Below are 21,016 nucleotides of genomic sequence, written 5' to 3'. Positions count from 1 at the left end.
ATAAGTCGGTTGGCGAAGATGCTCACCTAGCGCAGAGTGCGCTGCTGCTGAACCTGGCGGCCCTGCGCAGCCCACGTCTTGTGGCGGTTGTATCGAATTGCCTTCACCTTGCCGCGGTTACCGAGGTATGCCGACACCGCAGCCGAAATAGCGATGACCGTATCTTCCGGAATATCCGCATCCACGCGTTTGCGCAGTTCAGCCAGTTCGTTTTCTGCCTGGTTCAGGCGTGCCGTGGCCTTCTGCAAGCTAGTCGAGGTCGCATCTAACCGGTCGGTCAGTTCAGCAACCAGCGCTCGCAGCTCCTTAATCTCACCGATGCTGTCACCCATTACTGTGGCCCCAATCCGTGCTTCTTGGCCGGGCGAACCTCGCGCTTGTTACGCAAAACCGACAGGGCGTCAGCCACACGCAGGCGGGTTTCAGCCGGATCAATCACGTCATCGACCAGTCCGCGCGAGGCGGCTACATATGGCGTCGAGAAGCGCGTCTTGTATTCGGCGATGCGCTCCTCGCGCACGCGCGCCTGCTCTTCCTCGTCGCCCGCAGCAGCGATTTCCTTGCGGAAGACCACGTTGACCGCGCCTTCTGCACCCATCACCGCGATCTCTGCGGTCGGCCATGCGAACACGTAGTCCGCGCCGAGGTCCTTCGAGCACATCGCCAGGTACGCACCACCGTAGGCCTTGCGCATGACGACGGTCACCTTGGGCACAGACGCGGCGGAGTATGCGTAGAGCATCTTTGCGCCGTGGCGGATGATGCCACCGTGCTCCTGAGTGACGCCTGGCATGAAGCCAGGAACGTCAACCAGGGTGACCAGCGGGATATTAAAGGCATTGCAGAAGCGGATGAACTTGGCACCCTTGTCCGAGGAATTAATGTCCAGCACACCGGACATCACGTTCGGCTGGTTGGCGACGAAGCCGACGGTACGCCCCAGAACGCGACCAAAACCAACGACCAGGTTGGTGGCAAAGCCAGCTTGGCACTCGAGGAAATCGCCATTGTCCGCAATGCGGATGATGACCTCGCGGACATCGTAGCCCTTCTTGCCATCGACGGGAACGATGTTGCGGAGCTCTGGATCCGGCTCGGCATCGAATACCGGGTCGACGATTGGCGGCTCTTCGGTGTTGTTCTGCGGCAGGAAGCTTAGGAGCTTCTGCGCGATCAGGATGGCCTGCTCATCATCGTCGGCAACAAAGTCGATATTTCCGGCCTTGGCCATGTGCGCATCAGCGCCACCGAGCTGCTCAGAAGTAACTTCTTCACCCGTAACAGACTTGATAACACCCGGGCCGGTAATGAACATCTGCGCCTTGCGGGTCTGAATGATGAAGTCGGTCAGCGCCGGAGAGTAGGCTGCGCCACCGGCACATGGCCCGGCGATGATGGACACCTGCGGCACCAGACCGGAGAGCCAGACATTGTTGTAGAAGACCTGTCCATAGCCCGACAGAGAGTCAATACCCTCTTGAATGCGGGCACCGCCGGAGTCATTGATAAATACGAATGGGGTGCCGTTGTCGGCAGCGGCACGCATAGTGGCCGCAACCTTGCGGGACTGTGTTTCACCGGCGGAGCCACCCATGACGGTGAAGTCCTGGGAGGCCACATGGACTGCGCGGCCGAGAACCGCGGCGGTGCCGGTGACCACGCCGTCGGCAGGCGCGTCGGCGGAGTCCATGCCGAAGTCGGTGGTGCGGTGAGTCATGAACATGCCGGTTTCACGGAAGGTGCCTTCGTCGACGAAGTTGTCGATGCGCTCGCGGGCAGTCATCTTGCCACGCTCGTGCTGCTTGGCCTGGCGGGCTTCACCGCCGCCGGCCTCAACACGCTGGCGCTGAGCATCCAAGTACTCCAGGCGCTCCTCCATAGAGGCGTCGACGCCCGGCGCGACGGCGTCCGCCGAATTCGGCTGGTTTGCTGAACTTTGCGACATTGCTATCTCTTCTCCCCGATGTTCCTAGGCGGGTTCCACCTGAACGGTCTGCGAGCGACCGCCGACGGTGACCTTGTAGCGTATTGGCTCGCGAATGGCATTGGCAGCGCCAGAGGCTTGCTCTGCCTCGCGCTTGAGCTGTTCGGCGGTCTTGCCGACGTTCTTCGGCCCTTCGCCGCGAGTGGTAAAGAATCCCGGTGCGACGGACGGGAACAGGGCGTTGGTCAGGACGTCTTCGGCGGTGCCGTTGTAACCGTCTAGCTCCTTGGCCTGCGCGACCAGGTCATCCCACTCGGGCTCGAGCAGATCAGCCGGGCGGACAGTAATTTCTTCCTTCTTGGTCTGCTCCGCTGCCTGTTTGATCAGCTCTGGGTTTCGCTCACCCGGGCACTGGCCGTAGTAGCCGAGCATGAGGTCGGCGAACTCGGCGGTCATGACCTTGTAGCGTCCCATCAGCACATTGAACACAGCCTGCGTGCCGACGATCTGCGAGCTCGGTGTCACCAGCGGCGGGTAGCCGGCATCCTTGCGAACGATTGGCACCTCTCGCATAACCTCATCAACGCGGTCGCCCGCGCCCTGGGCCTTGAGCTGATTTTCCATGTTCGACAGCATGCCACCTGGAATCTGCGACATGAAGATGTCGGTGTTGACCAGGGTCTTGGACTCGAACTCTGCGTACTTCGGACGCACCTTGCGGAAGTGGTCACGAATCGTGATCAGATTGTCCATGTTCAGGTCGGTGGTGTAGCCGGTACCCTCCAGCATCTCCACCAGCGACTCAGTCGGGTTGTGTCCCGGGCCGAGCGACATTGACGAGATTGCCGTGTCCACAACATCTGCACCGGCTTCGATGGCCTTCATCAGGGTGACCATCGTGACACCGGTAGTCGAGTGACAGTGGACGTTAATCTGGGTGTCCTCGCCGTAGGTTTCCTTGATTCCGCGGATAATGTCGTAAGCCGGCTGCGGCTTCAGCAGCGCAGCCATGTCCTTCAGCGCGATGGAGTCCGCACCCATGTCGAGTAGACGACCTGCGAGCTTGATGTACCCGTCAACGTCGTGAAGCGGAGACGTCGTGTAGCAGATCGTGCCCTGCGCATGCTTGTCGACGTTTTTGACAGCGCGCATGGCGTGCTCGAGATTGCGAGGGTCGTTCAGGGCGTCAAAAACGCGGAATACGTCCATGCCGTTTTCTGCGGACTTTTCGACGAACTTGTCGACCACCATGTCTTCGTAGTGGCGGTAGCCGAGGAGGTTCTGGCCACGCAGCAGCATCTGCAGGCGGCTGTTGGGCATCAACTTGCGGAATGTCCGCAGGCGCTCCCAGGGGTCTTCATTGAGGAAGCGGATGCAAGCGTCAAAGGTTGCGCCACCCCAGCACTCCACACTCCAAAAACCGGCCTTGTCCATTTCTTCACAGACATCGACCATGTCTTCCATAGCCATTCGCGTTGCCATGAGGCTCTGATGAGCATCTCGGAACGCTACTTCCGTTACACCAATGGTTCGTGGACTCATAAGTCCAAAACTAAAGCCCTTTGCTGAACTTCGCGCGTTGGTGACCGCGAATATTGGGGGTGCGGGCACTGAAGAGGTGTGTTTGGGGGGCCTAAATTGCCCACAAGCAGGGTTAAATGCGTACTTTTGCACGCAATTTACGTTCTTAACCGTTCAACCCGATATTTTGATAGACGGTCGTTTTAGCGGGGTACGCTCGATGGATGGGAATGTTTCCTCGCCCACGCGAACCCGAAAAGGCTCGCGAATTTTACAAAACGGTTAAGGTAGTCACATGAACCAAGCAAATACAGTCGGCGATTATCAAGTGTGGCCGGGCGAGCCTTATCCGCTCGGATCTACCTACGACGGCGCTGGCACCAACTTTGCGCTCTTTTCCGATGTTGCGGAAAAAGTAGAGCTTTGTCTGATTAGCGCCGAGGGCGAAGAGACCCGCATTGAGCTGGAAGAAGTCGATGCGCATATCTGGCACTGCTACATCCCGTCCATCATGCCGGGCCAGCGCTATGCTTATCGCGTGCATGGCCCATTCGACCCTGCCAACGGTAAGCGTTGTGACCCCAACAAGCTACTGGTCGACCCATACGCCAAGGCTTTCGACGGCGACTTCGACGGCCATCCCTCGCTGTTCAACTACGACATTCATGACCACTCAAAGCGCAACACCGAGGACAGTCTGGGCCACACCATGACCTCGGTGGTCATCAACCCGTTCTTCGACTGGGGTGCGGACCGCGCGCCGCGCACGCCGTACAACGAAACGGTGATTTACGAGGCCCACGTCAAGGGCATGACCATGACTCACCCGGATATTCCGGAGGAGCTACGTGGCACCTATGCCGGTCTCGCTCATCCTGCGATTATCGACTACCTGAAGGATCTCGGCGCCACGGCTATCGAACTGATGCCTGTCCACCAATTCCTCCAGGACGATCACCTGCGCGAAAAGGGCCTGCGCAACTACTGGGGCTACAACACCTTTGGCTTCCTGGCTCCGCACCAGGACTACGCGGCTTCCCAAAAGCCGGGCGGGGCAGTCAGCGAATTCAAGGGCATGGTGCGAGCGTTCCACGATGCGGGTATTGAGGTCATCCTCGATGTGGTCTACAACCACACCGCTGAGGGCAATCATATGGGCCCAACCATCTGCTTCCGAGGCATCGACAACGAAGCCTACTACCGCTTGGTTGAAGGCGACCGCCAGCACTACATGGACTACACCGGTACCGGTAACTCCCTAAATGTGCGCCACCCGCACTCCCTGCAGCTGATTATGGATTCGCTGCGTTACTGGGTCTCCGAGATGCATGTCGACGGCTTCCGCTTCGATTTGGCCTCCACGCTCGCCCGAGAATTCCACGATGTCGATCGCTTGTCTGCCTTCTTTGATTTGGTACAGCAGGACCCGATTGTCAGCCAAGTCAAGCTCATCGCAGAGCCATGGGATGTCGGCGAAGGCGGCTACCAGGTCGGTAACTTCCCGCCCCAGTGGACTGAATGGAATGGTAAGTACCGCGACACCATCCGCGACTTCTGGCGCGGCGAGCCATCTACGCTCGGCGAATTCGCGTCGCGTATCACCGGCTCCTCCGACTTGTATGCAAACAATGACCGCCGCCCCACCGCGTCGATTAACTTCGTGACCGCGCACGATGGTTTTACTCTCAACGACCTGGTCAGCTACAACGAAAAGCACAATATGGCCAATGGTGAGGACAATCGCGATGGCGAGTCCCACAACCGTTCGTGGAACTGTGGTGTGGAAGGCCCCACTGACGACGAGCGCGTTATTTCGCTGCGTGCCCGTCAGCGCCGTAACTTCCTGACCACTCTCCTGCTGTCCCAGGGCACTCCGATGATTAGTCATGGCGACGAAATGGGACGTGGCCAGAAGGGCAACAACAACGTCTACTGCCAGGACAACCGACTGTCATGGGTGGACTGGAACCAGACACGCACCAACTCTGAACTGGTTGAATTCACTCAATTCCTGACTGAGCTACGCTCTGAGCACCCCGTATTCCGTCGCCGCCGCTTCCTGCGCGGTGGTCCGCTGGGTGCCGAGACCGACGACCGTGACATTGCCTGGCTGACCTACAAGGGCCGTGTCATGACCACCGATGACTGGAACTTCGACTTCGGTAAGTCACTGATGGTCTGGCTCAACGGCGATGCCATTACTGAGCCCGACCGCCGCGGCCACAGGATTGAGGACGACTCCTTCCTGTTGTGCTTCAATGCCCACCACGAGGACATCATGTTCCAGATTCCGGGCACCGAGTACGCACACAGCTGGGAAGTCATCATTGACACCACGGAAATTACCGGGCGCCCGACTCGCGAGCGTCTCGTTGAGCCGGAGGGTGAGCTCCGCGTTCCAGCCCGTTCGACCATTGTGCTGATGGAGCGGCATTAGCCGGATTGGCCCCCGTAGTGCGGGGCGCGCCTGGGTCGAGGCCTGGGCCTGAGCCTGGGCCTACACAAAAATCCCCTGTCGGCGGAAGATTTTTCTTCCACTGGCAGGGGGGGTGGCTCTGAGGTCAACTCAAAACAGGGTTAAGGACCAAAAATTACGGGCTGCAAATGTGAAACTGTGCAAGTTTATGACACTTTCAGACCATTTTTCGGGCGATTTTTGCTATAAACGCGGTCAGTAACTCGCGTTGACCCGCCGTCGCCAGCCATAACCGCAGTCGGTAACTTGCGTTGGCCAGCCGCCACCAGTCCAATGGGAGCCGAGCTCGTGTGAAGCCTTCTTACGCAGATGCGCGCATATTGAACTCCGCCTGAGAGTTCAACCAGTACTCCGGCTCAGTGTCAAAGTAGTCGGACAGTCGATTTGCGAGGTCAGTGGTGACCGCAGTGCGGCCAGTGCGAAAGCGCTCCAGGGTCGAGCTTGGCACGCCGATGGCGAGAGCCAGTCGGTAGATGGACAGATGTTGTGGCTCGAGGAAATTGTCGTTCAGGATAGAACCAGGGTGCACAGGATGCGTGCTCAAATTGTTTACTCCTTATTTCATCGCTTCACTGGCATACGTTGTTTCCGCTTTGCCCTTCGCTTGAGCTCGAAAGCTCGAACGACGAGTTACCGCCATTCGTCGAAAAGTATAAGTAGCGCCCACTCAAAATGCATCCGGACATTTAATACCCCAAAACATGTGGTTTACAGGGGTACAGACACCCCCACTGCCCGAATGCACCAAAAATATTCCTATTTCTGTGAACATTTCCACATCTTCGACACCACGCCTTCGCGGCACATACGCGAAGAAAAGCGCAGGTACCGAAGCCGCTATAAGGCTCAATCCGCCATCGGCGCTACCATCTAGTGCATGACTACGACCACGCCATCCTCCGAGCCCGCCGTCGTCTTCGAGCTCACCGGCGACACGGTGACTATTACCGCAGATGGGCTCCGCCTCACCCCCACCATCAACACGGCCAGCACTGCTCCCGCAAAGCCCCTTCCGCTTGCCGACGTCGCGGAGGCCGCAGCCGCAAGTAAAAACGGTACCTACACTCCGCCCAAACGCTTTTTCCCCGGCACGGTCGACCTGGGAGCAGCTCTACCGAAGGCTCGCGTGATGCCGCATCGGGAGGCCGCGGCACAGTTACTGGCAGCTCTCATGGCAGAGATGGCCAAGAATCCGGAGTTCTACAACTCCGCTGATGCTTTTTCTGCCACTTTGATGCCGTGGGTGGCGCAACGCGCGGCGGTCACCGAGGGTGTCAGTGTAGTTGAGGGCGCGGGGGACGTCGTAAAGCACTCTGTGCCTTTTGCACCGCTGCCTTCGGGCGATGAGGTTGCCGCGTCGGATATCGCGCCCTTTGCGGCGTTCGATGTGGAGACGGCGAACGAGGACACGGGCTCGATTATTCAGCTTGGTGTTGCAATCGTGCGTGACGGGAAGGTGACGGAGCGTTATTCCTGGATGTGTCGACCGCCGAAGGGGCTGGAGTACTTCGATGAGGCCAATGTGGCGATTCATGGCATTACAGCAGCTGATGTGGCTGGTGAACCAGCATTTCCGGAGCAGCTGGCGAAGTTCGTTGATGTCGTCGGCGACCTGGACGTAGTTGCTCACAATGCGCGGTTCGATTTCACGGCACTGTCGCGGGCGTGCCGGGCCGAGGGCATCGCAGCACCGAAGTTGAACTTTGCGTGTACCTACATGTGGGCCCGGCAGATGCAATTGGGACTGCCGAATTTGAAACTACCAACGTTGGCGGAGGCCGCGGGGACGTCGCTGGAGAATCATCATGATGCGACGGCGGATGCGGTCGCATGTGCTGAGGTAGCGCTGTGGCTGATGGAACAGCAGCGGGCGACGTCTGTGGCGGATTTGAGCCAGAAAGTCTCGCTGAGCCTGGGGCAGATTGGCAGTGGTCGGGTGCGGATGGTGCGCTACGACCCGGCAGGTGTCGCTAACACGGGTGCAGGAACCAACGCCGGAACTGGCCCTGGTGCGGGTACTGGGCCGAAATCGGGTGGTTCGGCTCCGGCGCGTCGTCCGCGTCGTAACGCCAAGTGGGATGCGGCCAAGACGCCGGATAAAATTCCGGATCCGAATCCGGACGCGGATCCCAGTGGGCTTTTGTACCAGCAGCGCGTGACGCTAACTGGTGATTTTTCACCGTATGACAAGGGCTTCCTGTGGGACAAGATTGCCTTTGCGGGCGCGAACATCAATAAGGGTGTCACGAAAAAGACAACCATTTTGGTCGCCGGTCCGTGGGATTCGGTGACCTCCAAGGAAAAGCGGGCTCGGCAGCTTCAGGCTGAGGGGCAAGAGATTGAGATCTGGAGCGAGAAAGAGCTCTTCACCGCACTCGGTCTGAATCCGGAAGAGGACGGTGCGTCAGGGACGGGTGAGGCCGCGGCTGGAACGACTGGCGCTACCAGGGCAGCCAATTCCACCAGCAGAGATAGCGCTGGCGAATCTGTGCCGCTGTTCGGTTCCACTTCCCTGCCGGGCGATGACGGAATGCCACCTTTCTAAGGCCATCTTGTTGGGGGCTTTCTGCGCTTTTCTGGGACAAAATCCAATAACTGGCAGTAGCCATAGGCCAGGATTCAGCTCCTGCCGCAGCGGTTAGGCAGCAGCTTTTCCTGGTGGGCGGTATAAAGGGGAACATGAGTCGCCGACCAATTACGTCCACCTATCGTCTCCAACTCCGTGGCCCCAAGGCCGATCCGAACGGGCGCGCTTTCACGTTCGCTGACGCGGCTGAACAGGTCGGCTACCTGGCAGACCTCGGGATTTCGCACCTGTACCTGTCGCCTATCCTCACCTCTGTACCGGAGTCGAACCACGGCTACGATGTCATCGATCCGACCACAGTGAACCCAGAGCTCGGCGGTATCGAAGAGCTGCAGAAGCTCGCTCAGGTAGCGCACAAGGCTGGTATGGGCATCATCATCGACCTAGTGCCGAACCACCTCGGAGTTGAGCAGCCGAAGCTCAATGCCTGGTGGTGGGATGTCCTGACCTATGGCAAGGATTCTCAGTTCGAGCCGTACTTCGACATTGATTGGCACGAGGACAACGGTGCCAATGGCAAGATGGGGCTGCCAATCCTGGGCTCCCCGGAGGACACAGACAAGCTGGAGATTGACACCTCCGGCGACGAGCCGCTGCTGCGCTACTACGACAATGCGTTTCCGGTGCGCCCTGGTACCGAAAACGGCACCCCGCAGGAAGTGCACGACCGCCAGTCCTACCGGTTGATGTACTGGAAGGACGGGGTCATTGGCTACCGTCGCTTCTTCAGTGTCAACGGCCTGGCTGGTATTCGCCAGGAAAACCCAGTAGTTTTCGAGCACACGCACCGCATTGTCCGTGAGCTGTTGGCCGCGGACATCATCGACGGTGTTCGCATTGATCACCCGGATGGTCTCAGTGACCCGTTCGGCTACCTCAGTGAGCTGCGTCGCCTACTCGGGGATGACAAATGGCTGGTCATCGAGAAGATTCTGGGAGCTGAAGAGCCGCTGGATCCAAGGCTCCAGGTTGACGGCACGACGGGCTACGATGCTCTCCGCGAGTTCGACAATGTCTTTGTCAACCGCGACTCCCGCGATGCCATGAGCATGTTGGCTCTGCAGCAGTCCGGTTCGACCTGGGATAGGACTGCCGTGCAGGCGACAGCACAGGCTCTCAAGCACGATGTCGCGGCACACGAGTTGGCTGCAGAAGTCCGTCGTCTAGCGCGCGCCTTGCGCCGCGACAACTGGTCTATCAGCGGCACCAGCGTCAGCGATGAGGTGCTCATCGACACCATCTGCAAACTGGTCGCCGCCATGCCCGTCTACCGCTCGGACTATGTCTCCCTCTCTCGAGTGGCATCCACTGTCATTGGCGAGATGGCGGCGCGCTTCCCCTCGCGTGTTTTCGCCCTCGACCTTATTTCTGCAGGTCTGGTCGCCGGCGGCGAGGCCGCTACTCGTTTCGCACAGGTCTGTGGTGCGGTCATGGCGAAAGGTGTCGAAGACACCACCTTTTACCGCGCGTGCCGCCTAATCAGTCTGAATGAGGTCGGTGGTGACCTCGGCCGCTACGGAATGTCGGCAGCGGAGTTCCACCTGCTGCAGTCGGAGCGCGCTCGCCTGTGGCCACGGGCTATGACCACGCTGTCCACGCACGACACCAAGCGCGGCGAAGATGTCCGCGCCCGCATTCTCCAGCTCTCCGATGTCTCCGGCGACTGGGCGGAAAATGTCCGCAACTGGATGGCCATCACCCCTGCCCCGGACGATGCCACTGGCTACTTCCTGCTGCAGAACATCATCGGTGTCTGGCCGACTGACGGTGTAATCACCGATGAACTGCGCACACGGCTCCACGACTACGCCACTAAGGCCATTCGCGAAGCCGACGTTCACACTTCGTGGACCGAGCCAGTCGAAGAGTTCGAGCTTGGCATCCGTAGTTGGATTGACGCGCTTCTCGACGGGCCGTTGACCGACTCCATCACCGAGTTCGTCCGCTCGATTGCGCCCGCAGCTCTGACTACGTCCCTGTCGCGCAAGCTCCTCCAGCTCATCGGCCCCGGAATCCCAGATACGTACCAGGGCACGGAGTTCACAGAGGACTCCCTGGTTGACCCAGATAACCGCCGCTTCATCGACTACGATGCGCGCGTCGCGGCGCTGGATAAGGTCGCTCGCGATGAGGTCACTTCGGTAACGAAGAGCCCGGAACAGCCAGCGGAGTTGCCGGAGGACTTTACGGATGCCGATGCGGACGTCGCAAAGCTGATGGTGACCCACCACGGCGTGAAGCTGCGTGCGGAGCGCCCGGAGTCCTTCGTCGGCGGCACTTACCAGCCGGTTTTCGCCGTAGGTGTGGGCGAGCGCCACTTGGTTGGCGCGGCGCGAGGCCCCCAGGGCGAGCCGGAGAATGTCATTGCCTTGGTCACGCGTCGCCCGCTGGGGTTGCAGCGCGAAGGCGGCTGGGGCGACACGACCGTGACGCTGCCCAAGGGTTTCTGGACCGACTGTTTTACCGGTCACACGTGGTCAGGCACCATCGCCGTGTCGTCTCTGTTCAATTCCTTCCCGGTAGCGCTCCTGGTCCGCGAGGACGATGACGACTAATCGGATGAAAGATTCGCTTGCCGACGATTCCCGAGAACCCACCCGCAAGGCTCAGCAGGCGGAAGATCGGGAAGTCACACGCGCGCTGCAATCTAAGTACGACTCATGGGTTACACGGCATCCCACCGCCGCGGAAGATTTTGTCGATGCAATCCAAGAGATCCTCTCGGATGCCGGTCTGGCCTTTGACAATGTCACGGCACGAGTGAAGTCTTTCCGTTCCTTGCGGCAGAAGGCCTTGCGTCGTAAAGCTGATGGCACCTACACCTACCCAGACCCGTGGCACGATATCCACGACATCATCGGCGTACGGGTGACGACGTACCATTCGACGGAAATTCCGGCGATTATGGACGCGCTGGGAGATTCGCTGATTGTGCTGCGCACGATTGATAAGACGGCCGAGACGAGGGTTAGCGGCCGGCTGGGATATGGCTCTCAGCACTTGATTTGCAAGGTGTCGACGGCGGCGCCGTCAGAGCTGGCTCCCTATGCGGACATGCAGTTTGAGGTACAGCTGCGCACGGTCCTACAGCATGCGTGGGCGGAGTTTGAGCACGATATTCGCTACAAAGCACCCGAGGGCGCGACAGACCCGCGGATTGATCGAGCTTTTGCGCTGGCCGCGGGCCTCATTGAGCTGGCGGACCAGCAGTTTGACCAAGTCGTTGCCGTGCTAGAGGAATCCACTCCCGATGAGTCCACGCATGGCGGAGGCGAGCAGGCCTCTGTTCCGGCACAGACCACGGCCGATGACATCGTGGTGACCGAGGAAACCCTGCCGGGCGTGCTCACAATGCTGCTTCCGGATGCGCCGCGCTCCAAATCGGAGCATTACGGTTGGGCGGAGGAGCTACTGCAACTCAATGGCATTCGCACCGTCGGCCAGTTGCGTGAGTTACTGAACCCGCAGCGCCTGAGCGCTGTCAGTAAGGCCATGAAGTACCGCTTCACTCCCGGTCATGTGCGTGTTATCGATGACCTGTTGCTTGCCGCCCGCGGTGCCAAACACATTGAGGCAACTGCGGATACTAGCCATAATCCGCAGCGCCGACCAGCTCGCTTGCGCGCACGTTTGCAGCAATTGACCGAAGCCGGGGTTTCTATGAACGACGTCCACGAAGACGGTCGAGCTGACGACGATCACGCTTCGTAGGCCGCCCTGCCCCGCGGTCGCGCATCGGCATGGATGCGAGGATTTCCTTCGGGGGCGGCGGCGGTGAGTGGTCGATGTAGCACTGCCTGGCCACGGGCGCCCCGACTCGCTTCTTCACTGTCTTGGTTACTTCAACGATGTGCTCGCGGTGATTGGCCCACAACCTCACCGTGTCCCCAGGGACAATCAGAGCCGAGGGTTTTACAGCCTCACCGTTGACTTTGACGTGCCCTCCGCGGCAGGCATCCGCGGCCAGGGAGCGCGTTTTCAGCAACCTGACCGCCCAAATCCAGGCATCGATACGCACTGGTTCAGTGGGTAACTGCTGTTGAGGTGGCATTTACTGCGGATCCTTGTGGTTCACAATCCGCTGAACCTTTTGCCAGTTAATAAATCCACCCACCAGGCCGACAATCGCGAGAATGAGGAAGAGTTCGAAGCTCGGCGCAATGATGCCCAGCACTGCGCCGCCAACGACACCGCTGCCTGCCCACACGACTGCATTGCGGGAGTACTTTCGCACCGCATTCTTGCGGAGCTCGATGGGGTTCTGAGATTGGGGCTGAAGATAGCTCATGGGGTACATATTAGAGTGTTCTCATCGACCTGACGTAACACATCCGTCGTTGATTCGTACATTTCATCAAAAGTGTCAATACCCATAACCAACCGAACAGTCCTCCCTATTTAGGTAGGCAATTAACGCGATGGCGTAGTTCGGTTGCTAGAGTTAGCCCTATGACAGAAACTGTCCGCCCCCGCCACCGCATGGTCGACCGCGTTGCGGCGATCCTCGAACTTGTTGCGCGCTCTAACGAGGGCCTGACCCTCACTGACATCGCCCACACACTGAACTATCCTCTCAGTACCACGCAGGGCCTTGTCAACGGTTTGACCGTCACAGGCTACCTTGACGAATCAAACAAGCGTTACACGCTCGGCATGGCACCATTTCTGCTCAATGTCATGGCCGGTCGTCACATGGTCAACGTACCGACGGCCGAGCTTGAGGCAATTCACAACGAAACTGGTCTAATTACTGTGCTGGCGCTGCCGGTCGGTGGAAAGCTCTTCTATCTCAAGACCGTCGGTGAGTCCATGCGCTACCAGTACCTGACGGAGAATTTCCTACCCCGGTCGTTGTTGCGAACCTCCGCGGGGTGGGTTTTGATGAGCCGCTTTGAAAAGCGCGAACTGTGGTCATACCTAAACTCTGCACGACCAGAAGACCAGGTCTATGTAGACGATTTTCTCCGCCAGGCCGGCGAAATTGCAGAGACCGGTGTCTGTGCTGCCCCAGGCATCGCAGAAGGCGGTGGAGTCGATGGTGTCTCCATCGCCGTGGAGGAAGACGGTGCAACTGTCGCTGCGGTCTGTGTCTTCGGCCGACCGGAAAAGATTGCGGAAAATAAGGACGAATTGGTGGCGATTCTCAAGCGCCATCGCGGCGCACACTACGGCGAAGAGCCTGCAGGGCAGGAGTAGCGCAGTTAGGCCCGCAGCTCCCACCAGATTTCGCCGCCGTCCTTAGATAGATCGCTGGCGCCCTTGGTCAGAGCCTGCATTTCACCGTCAAGCTGAGCAATTCCATCGGCAGTCACCGCGATAGAAAAGTCCACGCTCTGCCCCCACTGCGTTTCCACTATCTCGTAACCACGCGCCCGCAGCTCAGCTTCGATGCGACCGGCATCGGCGGCTGGGACGCTCACAATCCTCAAGGCTCTTTGCACACGCCGCATGCGCGTGACCTTCTCCAGGCACTGTGAGACCGAGTCCGAATAAGCCCGCACGAGCCCGCCGGTGCCCAACTTGATGCCGCCAAAATAGCGGATAACCACTGCGGTTACATTTGTCATCCCCGAGCCCTGCAGCACATCGAGCATGGGCCGGCCTGCTGTACCACCCGGTTCACCGTCATCCGAGGAGCGCTCTACACGATTTCCACCGACGACCTCATGAATGTATGCGCTGCAGTGGTGACGGGCATCCGGGTACTCCGACTTGGCCAGATTGATGACCTCTCGGGCACTATCTTCGTCGTCGGCACGCGCGATCCACGTAATGAAGCGAGATTTCTTAATCTCGATTTCATTCGTGACAATCTCGCCGTCGGCGGGGACAATCAGCTCGATGTCACGCCGACGCGGCGCTGTGGAAGTCGAAGTGGATGGCTCGGTGGTCATAGTGTCCATTGTGACGTACGAGCTGGGCGCACACCCAATCACGGCCGCTCCGCCCATTTCAAAGATGACCTCGGACTCAATTCGAATCTGCGGTGTTCGAAAAAGTTTTACTGTGTCAATCCGCTGACTGACCTACCATGGGGCTCATGAGCAACTATCGAGTTTGGGCACCCTACGCTTCTGAAGCCCGTCTGCTGTTGGGCAATCCTGACGCTCCCGCAATTTTTGATATGCACCGGATGGCTGATGCCTCCGAAGGCTATAGCGCCAACTCTGGTTGGTTCGAGGCTGATGTGGCGCGCACGCCGGGAGATCGTTACGCGTTTTCACTGCGGGCACATGCGGGGCATGGCGCGCCTGACGGCGGCTCGCGGGATGGCTCCTCCCCTGCTGTCGGCGACTGGACGATCCCGCTGCCGGATCCGCGTTCCCAGTCCCAGCCAGATGGTCCGCATGGTTTCTCCGAGGTCATTGACCTCGGCGCCTACAAGTGGAAGGACTCGGGTTGGTCGGGCCGGATCCTGCCGGGTGGTCTGATCTATGAGCTGCATGTGGGCACCTTCAGTGATTCTGGTGACTTCGCAGGTCTCGTAGAACATCTGGACCATCTGGTTGAGCTGGGGGTCACGCACATCGAGCTTATGCCGGTGCAGCCTTTTGGCGGTGACCGCAACTGGGGCTACGACGGTGTGTCCTGGCACAGCGTGCACGAAGGCTACGGTGGCCCGCGTGGTCTGCAAAAGCTTATTGATGCCTGCCATCGCAAGGGGTTGGCCGTCATTTTGGATGTTGTCTATAACCACTTCGGCCCAGACGGTAACTATGTGGGCTTTTTCGGCCCCTACACCGCTGGTGGTTCGACGGGTTGGGGCGAGGTCGTCAATCTCACTGGGGATAACTCCGATGAGGTGCGCGCCTACATCTTGGATGCAGTGCGCCAATGGCTGGTGGATTACCACGTCGATGGCCTGCGACTGGATGCGGTCCATGCCCTGCATGATGAGGGGGCTTTCCACATTCTGGAGCAGATGCAGGTTGTTGCCGATACTGTCGCAGCAGAGACTGGTATTCCACGTTCCTTGATTGCGGAGTCCGACCAGAATGATCCCCGTTTGGTTCGTCCTCGCGCCGCCGGTGGCTTTGGTCTCAACGCGCAGTGGGATGATGATGTCCACCATGCGCTGCACACGCTTGTCTCTGGCGAGGACCACGCCTACTACTCGGACTTTGGTTCGGTGGAAGCGCTGGCTAGCGCTTTGGAAACAGGTTTCTGGCACGAGGGCACAATGTCGACGTTCCGCGGACGCACGCACGGTCGCCCCTTTGATTTGTCTGTCCAGCCCATGCATGCATTCGTGACATACACGACCACGCATGATCAAACGGGTAACCGCGCAGTTGGCGACCGCCCGTCCATGAACCTCACCCCGGCGCAGCAGGTTCTGAAGGCAGCAGTTATCGCCTGTAGCCCCTTTACTCCAATGCTCTTCCAAGGCGAGGAATGGGGAGCTTCCACCCCGTTTGCGTTCTTCTGTTCCCATGAGGATCCGGAGCTGCAGCGGCTCACACGCGAAGGTCGCCTTCGTGAGTTTGCCCGGGCCGGTTGGAATCCGAAGGAAGTGTTCGACCCATCGGCCCCGGAGACCTTTAACCGCTCGAAGCTCAATTGGCAGGAGGTCTCGGAAGGCTCGCACGCAGCCATTCTGTCGGCATACCGCGATCTCTTCTCGCTCCGAAAGTCGCACCCATCTCTGCGCACTCCGTGGTCGGCATCTGTGGTCACCGAATATGACGAGGACAACCGTTGCCTCGTCGTCGTGCGCAGTCAGGATGAGCGCGAAGTCGGTGCCCGCAGCTCGGACGCCTTTGAGACGGTCGCGCTGGTAGCCAATTTCTCTGACGCTGAGGCCAGCATCAACCTGGACTCCGAATTCGGTTCCGCTCACCTGCTGCACACTTTTGAGGATGCAGCTGCCAGCATCGTCAACGACGAAGCTGCCGGCCCGGAAATTACGCTTCCAGCCTGGGGCTACGCTGTCATTTCACTGAGCTAGTCCGATGCCGGCCACGGAAGCTCGGTGACATCACCGTGTAGAACGTGAGCGACCAACGCATCGGCGATGAGAATATCGCTCATCACCAGAGTCGGCACCAGGTCTGCCAGCTGTGCCCACATCGGAATCAGCTCACGGACAGCGGCGACACTAGCGTCGGAACTCTCAGCCTGCGTACGGGCCAGTACACGGGCGGCCACTGCAATAAGTAGCGACGTGCCCGGCACCAAAGTCCAGTGCAGCGCAGGATCATCCGCGTCAATGCCATCGAGCTTGTGGAAGCGGACATTGACCGCCTTGCGCAGTCGCGGCGATGCCTTTGACACCGTCTTGAACAGCACCCGAGAGGCTGCGGCGAGTTGGGTCATGACACCGGATTCCACAATCTCGGCGCGGTTGCGAACCACTTCATAAATCGCGGTGAATCGGGCGTCATCGTCGGTCAGCGGACCTGGGACCATGCGGTAAGAATCAAAGACCTGCGACAGAATAGCGCTGGCTTGAGCCTCCGGCAGCGAGGTGATTTGCACCGAGCTCTGGTCAATGGTGGCTGACTCCAAAGTCGTGTCCTGACCGCTGGCGGCGATGTCCAGCAGACCCTGACCACCGGTGGTACGTAGGTAATCCAGCTGTCGGGAGCGGTCCACGCTCTCGTCAGTGAGATCCGCCAGCGCTGCCAGCGCACCGAGCCATGGCACCCGGCGACGCCCCGGCACCGGTTTAGTGGCGCTGAAGTCGCCGAGGACAAGGCCGGAAGAGATAAACATTCCCGGCTGATCATCTAGTGCGATAACCGACCGGTTCAACGCAGCCAGGCCAGCACGCGGTTCAGCGCACAGGATGGCCCCCAACATAGGAGCGGTCAGTAGCGGGTTCGCCTGTGCCATCGCAGTTGCACGACCGGCGCGCAGGGTCACCAGTAGCGTCCACAGACGTGCGAGCTGGTCCTGATTCAGCTCACCCCACAGCTCCTGCGCACGCGCAACAGGGTCAGCGCCCTCACCGTCGAGGTCGACAGCCTCAGCGTCATCAACATGATGCAGAATAATCGACCCAGCCGCTGGCCACTGCGGATGGCGTTCCTTTTCCACACCGAGAGTCACCTGGGCGACAAAGGGGCCGAGACCGCGAAGCTCGTCGGGAAGCTCGCACTTGCCCTCAACGACTTCCAGGGCAACAGGTTCGCGCCACGGCTGACCTGCAGCCCACAGCCACAGGGTCATCGGCAGATGCGCGACATCGTCAGCAACATCAATTTCGATGACGTCAGTGGCTTCATCGTTGAAGGCAATCTGACGGATGGCATCGCGGGAGGATGCCTCCACCAGTGGCACCGACAGGCGCTTACGTCCCGTCACACGCGTCCAGTCCAGGCTGATGCGCAGGGCCTTCAGCAGGGAGATACGGTCAGCGAACTTGCCAAACTCCGCATAGCCAGTATCGCCGAAACGCTTGATGGGAATGCGACAGATATCGCGTTCACCACTGGCAACGGCAATATGCGCATGGCGCAGTTCACCCGGGGCGCTAACGACAATCTTGCCGAAGGCATCGACACGCTTCGGGCGGGTAACCAAAGTAGTGGTGCGGCGGGCGACGGATTCGTCGGCAAGCGGAACCTCAAACTGCAGCGTGCCTGGCGTGACCTGCAACTGCAGCCATGCGCCTTCGTCAGTGGAGAGCTCGACAGTGCCGGTGACTTCATCCGCCCCGAGACGCACGATGGCGGGCTCGGCCTCGAGCGGCTTGTCGCCGGAGACAACGCGGATGTCAGCGGGGCTCAGGCCCTCGATGGTGGGGATGCGGAAGCCGTCGCCACCGCCGCTGTAGGTGATGGTGAGGTCGGCCTGCTCAGCAATGGCAAAGTGCTTCTGAAAGCTGCGGCCGCGCGGATTGACAAGGCGAACCACGAACTCGCCGACCCACGGGTAATCATCGTCGGTGAGAATGTCGACCTCACCACCGGCTGCGGGTACTTCGAGGTCGTAGACCATAACTGAATCCGTGGTGAACGCGCCGTAGCCACCAAACTCGGTGACGATGGCGCGCCAGGACTCGTCCTTTCCGGACAGAGTCGGCGGGAACACCGCCACCGGCCCGCCGGCGTAAACCGGAGTGCCATAGGAGGATACTGTGCCGTCAAGGCGGGCGTGCGGCATGGTCATCCGCGGCTGGCGCTGCGGGGACGCCGAGCGGACCTCACCCGCCACTCCGGCGCGACGAACCTGAACTGCATGAACATCGCGAAGATCAATTTCAGCGACTTGCCACAGCTCCCAGTTGAATGGGCGCGGATCCGCAAGGAATGGCACCTCAGCACCTGTGACGGGGTCAACGAGTGTGGCATCGACCGGGTAGACCACTGTGGCGGACGTCGAATGTAGCGAAACCTTATCCGTCACCGACTGCCCGTCAGCACCGAAAATAAGAATAGGGTCCTCAGTGCTAATCGCCGGAACTCGCCAATGCTTTTCATCGCCGATTTCCACCAGCACATCGCGCACCGGCTCGTCGATGGTCACGACCGGTCGCGGCAGTGAATCCTGCAGGCCCACCACCGGCGTTGTCGCCACGGTACCGCCGAAGGTGACGCGCCAGGTCCGCCCCGCCGGATCCAGCGGTGTCGGCAGCTGTACGCCAACGGTCTGCGTCAGCTCGTCGAAGTACAGCTGCGGGCGGCCGGTCGTTGCCACCACTCCGACCGCTTCACGACGATTCGCAGTACCTGCAGGGCGCATACGCAGCTCTTCACGCGCAGCGGCCACCAGCATTGGTGGCAACCCCGCATCGAGCTGGCCCAGCTCTTCCCGAGCTTCCCAGTTAGCCGGATCAGCGGCAGTGGCAATGGTGTAGCCGAGGGTCGCCTTGAACAGCTTGTGCGCCTGACGAGGTGCCGTCCTGGCCAACTGACGCAGCGCCAGCGGATAGACACCATCTTCGGCCTCTGCGATTTCGGTCAGCAGCCCCTCGAGCAGCGGATGTACCTTCGACAACGCCTGTACCAGGTCATTTGCGGAAGGATTGAACAGCTCCGCTACCCCGGCAAGTTCCTCGCAGCGCTCGATAATCAGTGGCATCACCGATAGCTGCACACCCGCGTGCAGCAGAAGAACCTGTGCGGCCTGCTGAAGCTCATCCGAATCGGTCTGGTCGCTGTCAACGTCGTTAGGCAGACCGGCATTTGCCAGCATCGTCGGCACCGCGGCGGCGAGGTGAGAAATGAGCGCGCCGGTGGCCCCTGTGTGCGGATTCAGCTGCAGAGCGGCCGGCCAGTCCAGCCACATTTCGCTTGCCGACGCAACACGCGCAGCGCGGCCCACTAGCGAGGCAAGAGTAACCAGCGGGTGATTATCAACGACACTCTTCGCAGCATCAATATCGGCAGCTGTGCCACCGGCCAGATGGTGAGCCAGAAGCGTTCCCAGGAAGCGGTCGATGCGCTCGACCTCATCCATTGACAGCCCCGACCAGACAAACAGCGGCTCAACCTTGGCCTGTGTGGCTGAGTCCAGCAGCCCCGGAATCCGGGTGGCCAGGTCCTGCTCTGCGGCGGCCAGCCACATTTCGACAATCACTGTATTTTCCACTCGGACACCCTGGTCAACGCTGTTTGCCCCAGTCATAGTGGGTGGACGCTCCCCTTCGCTACAAAGCTTGCTCGAAAAGATTCACTTGATTGACAGTCCTGGGAGATTTCCCTCGGAAGTTTCCCAGATTGACCCAGCAAGTCTAGGTCAAAAAGTCATACTCTGGCGTGCCAGGCACCAGTCGGCGGCACTTCAGCGGCGAGGCATCCATACGTGCCAGCAATTCATCGAGGTCAGAGGCACGACGCAGCTCAATACCAACGAGGGCCGCACCGGTTTCGCGGTTGTTGCGCTTGAGGTACTCGAACTGGGAGATGTCGTCGTCCGGGCCGAGGACATCGCTGAGGAACATGCGCAACTGTCCAGGCTTCTGCGGGAAGTTCACCAGGAAGTAGTGCTTGAGGCCGCGGTAGACCAGCGAGCGCTCCATAATCTCGGCATAGCGCAGCACGTCGTTGTTACCACCGGAGATGATGCAGACAACAACCTCGTCCTGCTCGAACTGCATCTGCTCCAGAGCTGCCACGGACAGCGCGCCGGCGGGCTCAGCGATGATGCCCTCGTTCTGGTAGAGATCCAGCTGGGCCTCACAGACGGCACCTTCCGGCGCAATCATCGGATGAACACGATTGCGGTTGGCCTCCAGTATGTGCCACGGCAGGTCACCAAAGCGGGCCACCGCAGCCCCGTCGACAAACGGATCAGTGTGCCCCAGCGTGATGGGGCCGTTGTTCTCCAAAGCTGCGCGCATACAGGCCGCGCCCGCAGGCTCCACACCCATGACCTGGGTGTTCGGCGACATATCGGCCAAATACGAGGCGACACCGCTGAGCAGGCCACCGCCACCAACGGGCACGCAGATTGTGTCGAGCGTCAGGCCTTGGCCAGAGAGCTGCGCAATAATTTCCGCCGCAACAGTGCCCTGACCAACGATGGTGTTAAAGGAGTCAAAGGGCTCGACCATAGTAGCGCC

The 21,016-nt window shown here is 59.8% G+C and carries 15 protein-coding genes; 6 read left to right on the top strand and 9 right to left on the bottom strand.

The features are described from left to right. Window positions 1-26: 26 nt before the first annotated feature. From Q0U90_RS07130 to Q0U90_RS07120, 3 genes are read right to left on the bottom strand one after another with little or no spacing between them, the layout of a single operon-like run. Window positions 27-332, bottom strand: coding sequence for a hypothetical protein (locus Q0U90_RS07130; protein WP_297452981.1), 306 nt, complete (start codon window positions 330-332; stop codon window positions 27-29). Continuing rightward, on the bottom strand, window positions 332-1,945 hold the full coding sequence (locus Q0U90_RS07125; RefSeq protein ID WP_297452978.1) for an acyl-CoA carboxylase subunit beta: 1,614 nt from the start codon (window positions 1,943-1,945) through the stop codon (window positions 332-334). Before Q0U90_RS07125 ends, Q0U90_RS07130 begins: the two co-directional genes overlap by 1 nt. Before the next feature lie 24 nt (window positions 1,946-1,969). Further along, a complete protein-coding gene (locus Q0U90_RS07120) occupies window positions 1,970-3,466 on the bottom strand; it encodes a methylmalonyl-CoA carboxytransferase subunit 5S (RefSeq protein WP_297452976.1) in 1,497 nt (498 codons plus the stop codon). Between the two features lie 274 nt (window positions 3,467-3,740). Between Q0U90_RS07120 and glgX the strand changes: the two genes are divergently transcribed. Then, on the top strand, window positions 3,741-5,882 hold the full coding sequence (glgX, locus tag Q0U90_RS07115) for a glycogen debranching protein GlgX (protein ID WP_297452974.1): 2,142 nt from the start codon (window positions 3,741-3,743) through the stop codon (window positions 5,880-5,882). A 340-nt stretch (window positions 5,883-6,222) separates the two neighbouring features. On the opposite strand, the gene Q0U90_RS07110 is transcribed toward glgX, so the two are convergent. Beyond that, window positions 6,223-6,465 carry a HigA family addiction module antitoxin gene (locus Q0U90_RS07110; protein WP_048758902.1) on the bottom strand — a complete coding sequence of 81 codons (243 nt, stop codon included), beginning with the start codon at window positions 6,463-6,465 and terminating at the stop codon, window positions 6,223-6,225. A gap of 333 nt (window positions 6,466-6,798) precedes the next feature. Between Q0U90_RS07110 and Q0U90_RS07105 the strand changes: the two genes are divergently transcribed. From Q0U90_RS07105 to Q0U90_RS07095, 3 genes are all read left to right on the top strand, one after another. Then, window positions 6,799-8,466: an exonuclease domain-containing protein gene (locus Q0U90_RS07105; RefSeq protein ID WP_297452972.1), complete on the top strand. Its 1,668-nt coding sequence runs from the start codon at window positions 6,799-6,801 to the stop codon at window positions 8,464-8,466. A 134-nt stretch (window positions 8,467-8,600) separates the two neighbouring features. Further along, on the top strand, window positions 8,601-11,063 hold the full coding sequence (gene treY, locus Q0U90_RS07100; RefSeq protein ID WP_297452970.1) for a malto-oligosyltrehalose synthase: 2,463 nt from the start codon (window positions 8,601-8,603) through the stop codon (window positions 11,061-11,063). Then, window positions 11,053-12,219 carry a GTP pyrophosphokinase family protein gene (locus Q0U90_RS07095; protein WP_297452969.1) on the top strand — a complete coding sequence of 389 codons (1,167 nt, stop codon included), beginning with the start codon at window positions 11,053-11,055 and terminating at the stop codon, window positions 12,217-12,219. Before treY ends, Q0U90_RS07095 begins: the two co-directional genes overlap by 11 nt. Here the strand turns inward: Q0U90_RS07095 and Q0U90_RS07090 are convergent. Both Q0U90_RS07090 and Q0U90_RS07085 read right to left on the bottom strand, forming a co-directional pair. Continuing rightward, complete coding sequence (locus Q0U90_RS07090; RefSeq protein WP_297452967.1) at window positions 12,167-12,559, bottom strand: RNA-binding S4 domain-containing protein; 393 nt, start codon at window positions 12,557-12,559, stop codon at window positions 12,167-12,169. The two genes, Q0U90_RS07095 and Q0U90_RS07090, sit on opposite strands and share 53 nt — an antisense overlap. Beyond that, on the bottom strand, window positions 12,560-12,805 hold the full coding sequence (locus tag Q0U90_RS07085) for a hypothetical protein (RefSeq protein WP_297452965.1): 246 nt from the start codon (window positions 12,803-12,805) through the stop codon (window positions 12,560-12,562). It abuts the gene before it with no gap. Between the two features lie 152 nt (window positions 12,806-12,957). Here Q0U90_RS07085 and Q0U90_RS07080 point away from each other — a divergent pair, with 152 nt between their 5' ends. Beyond that, a complete protein-coding gene (locus tag Q0U90_RS07080; RefSeq protein WP_297452964.1) occupies window positions 12,958-13,704 on the top strand; it encodes a helix-turn-helix domain-containing protein in 747 nt (248 codons plus the stop codon). Window positions 13,705-13,709: 5 nt separating this feature from the next. Here the strand turns inward: Q0U90_RS07080 and Q0U90_RS07075 are convergent, their stop codons facing one another. After that, a complete protein-coding gene (locus Q0U90_RS07075) occupies window positions 13,710-14,402 on the bottom strand; it encodes a YigZ family protein (RefSeq protein WP_297452963.1) in 693 nt (230 codons plus the stop codon). A gap of 137 nt (window positions 14,403-14,539) precedes the next feature. Here Q0U90_RS07075 and treZ point away from each other — a divergent pair, with 137 nt between their 5' ends. Further along, a complete protein-coding gene (gene treZ, locus Q0U90_RS07070; RefSeq protein ID WP_297452961.1) occupies window positions 14,540-16,456 on the top strand; it encodes a malto-oligosyltrehalose trehalohydrolase in 1,917 nt (638 codons plus the stop codon). Here treZ and Q0U90_RS07065 read toward each other — a convergent pair. Next, complete coding sequence (locus tag Q0U90_RS07065; protein WP_297452959.1) at window positions 16,453-20,079, bottom strand: hypothetical protein; 3,627 nt, start codon at window positions 20,077-20,079, stop codon at window positions 16,453-16,455. The two genes, treZ and Q0U90_RS07065, sit on opposite strands and share 4 nt — an antisense overlap. A 106-nt stretch (window positions 20,080-20,185) precedes the next feature. After that, on the bottom strand, window positions 20,186-21,016 hold an 831-nt coding region (locus Q0U90_RS07060), incomplete at its 5' end, for a pyridoxal-phosphate dependent enzyme (RefSeq protein WP_297452957.1).

Origin of the sequence: uncultured Corynebacterium sp. (assembly GCF_946998835.1) — a bacterium.
Lineage (GTDB): Bacteria > Actinomycetota > Actinomycetes > Mycobacteriales > Mycobacteriaceae > Corynebacterium.
The sequence above is the reverse complement of the archived record's forward strand: the minus strand, read 5'-3'. Positions and strand labels throughout refer to the sequence as shown.

Bases quoted from the DNA above. Each gene is read 5' to 3' on its own strand.
- Q0U90_RS07130 (WP_297452981.1), bottom strand. From the start codon at position 332: ATGGGTGACAGCATCGGTGAGATTAAGGAGCTGCGAGCGCTGGTTGCT.
- Q0U90_RS07125 (WP_297452978.1), bottom strand. From the start codon at position 1,945: ATGTCGCAAAGTTCAGCAAACCAGCCGAATTCGGCGGACGCCGTCGCG.
- Q0U90_RS07120 (WP_297452976.1), bottom strand. From the start codon at position 3,466: ATGAGTCCACGAACCATTGGTGTAACGGAAGTAGCGTTCCGAGATGCT.
- glgX (WP_297452974.1), top strand. From the start codon at position 3,741: ATGAACCAAGCAAATACAGTCGGCGATTATCAAGTGTGGCCGGGCGAG.
- Q0U90_RS07105 (WP_297452972.1), top strand. From the start codon at position 6,799: ATGACTACGACCACGCCATCCTCCGAGCCCGCCGTCGTCTTCGAGCTC.
- treY (WP_297452970.1), top strand. From the start codon at position 8,601: ATGAGTCGCCGACCAATTACGTCCACCTATCGTCTCCAACTCCGTGGC.
- Q0U90_RS07095 (WP_297452969.1), top strand. From the start codon at position 11,053: ATGACGACTAATCGGATGAAAGATTCGCTTGCCGACGATTCCCGAGAA.
- Q0U90_RS07090 (WP_297452967.1), bottom strand. From the start codon at position 12,559: ATGCCACCTCAACAGCAGTTACCCACTGAACCAGTGCGTATCGATGCC.
- Q0U90_RS07085 (WP_297452965.1), bottom strand. From the start codon at position 12,805: ATGTACCCCATGAGCTATCTTCAGCCCCAATCTCAGAACCCCATCGAG.
- Q0U90_RS07080 (WP_297452964.1), top strand. From the start codon at position 12,958: ATGACAGAAACTGTCCGCCCCCGCCACCGCATGGTCGACCGCGTTGCG.
- Q0U90_RS07075 (WP_297452963.1), bottom strand. From the start codon at position 14,402: ATGACCACCGAGCCATCCACTTCGACTTCCACAGCGCCGCGTCGGCGT.
- treZ (WP_297452961.1), top strand. From the start codon at position 14,540: ATGGGGCTCATGAGCAACTATCGAGTTTGGGCACCCTACGCTTCTGAA.
- Q0U90_RS07065 (WP_297452959.1), bottom strand. From the start codon at position 20,079: ATGACTGGGGCAAACAGCGTTGACCAGGGTGTCCGAGTGGAAAATACA.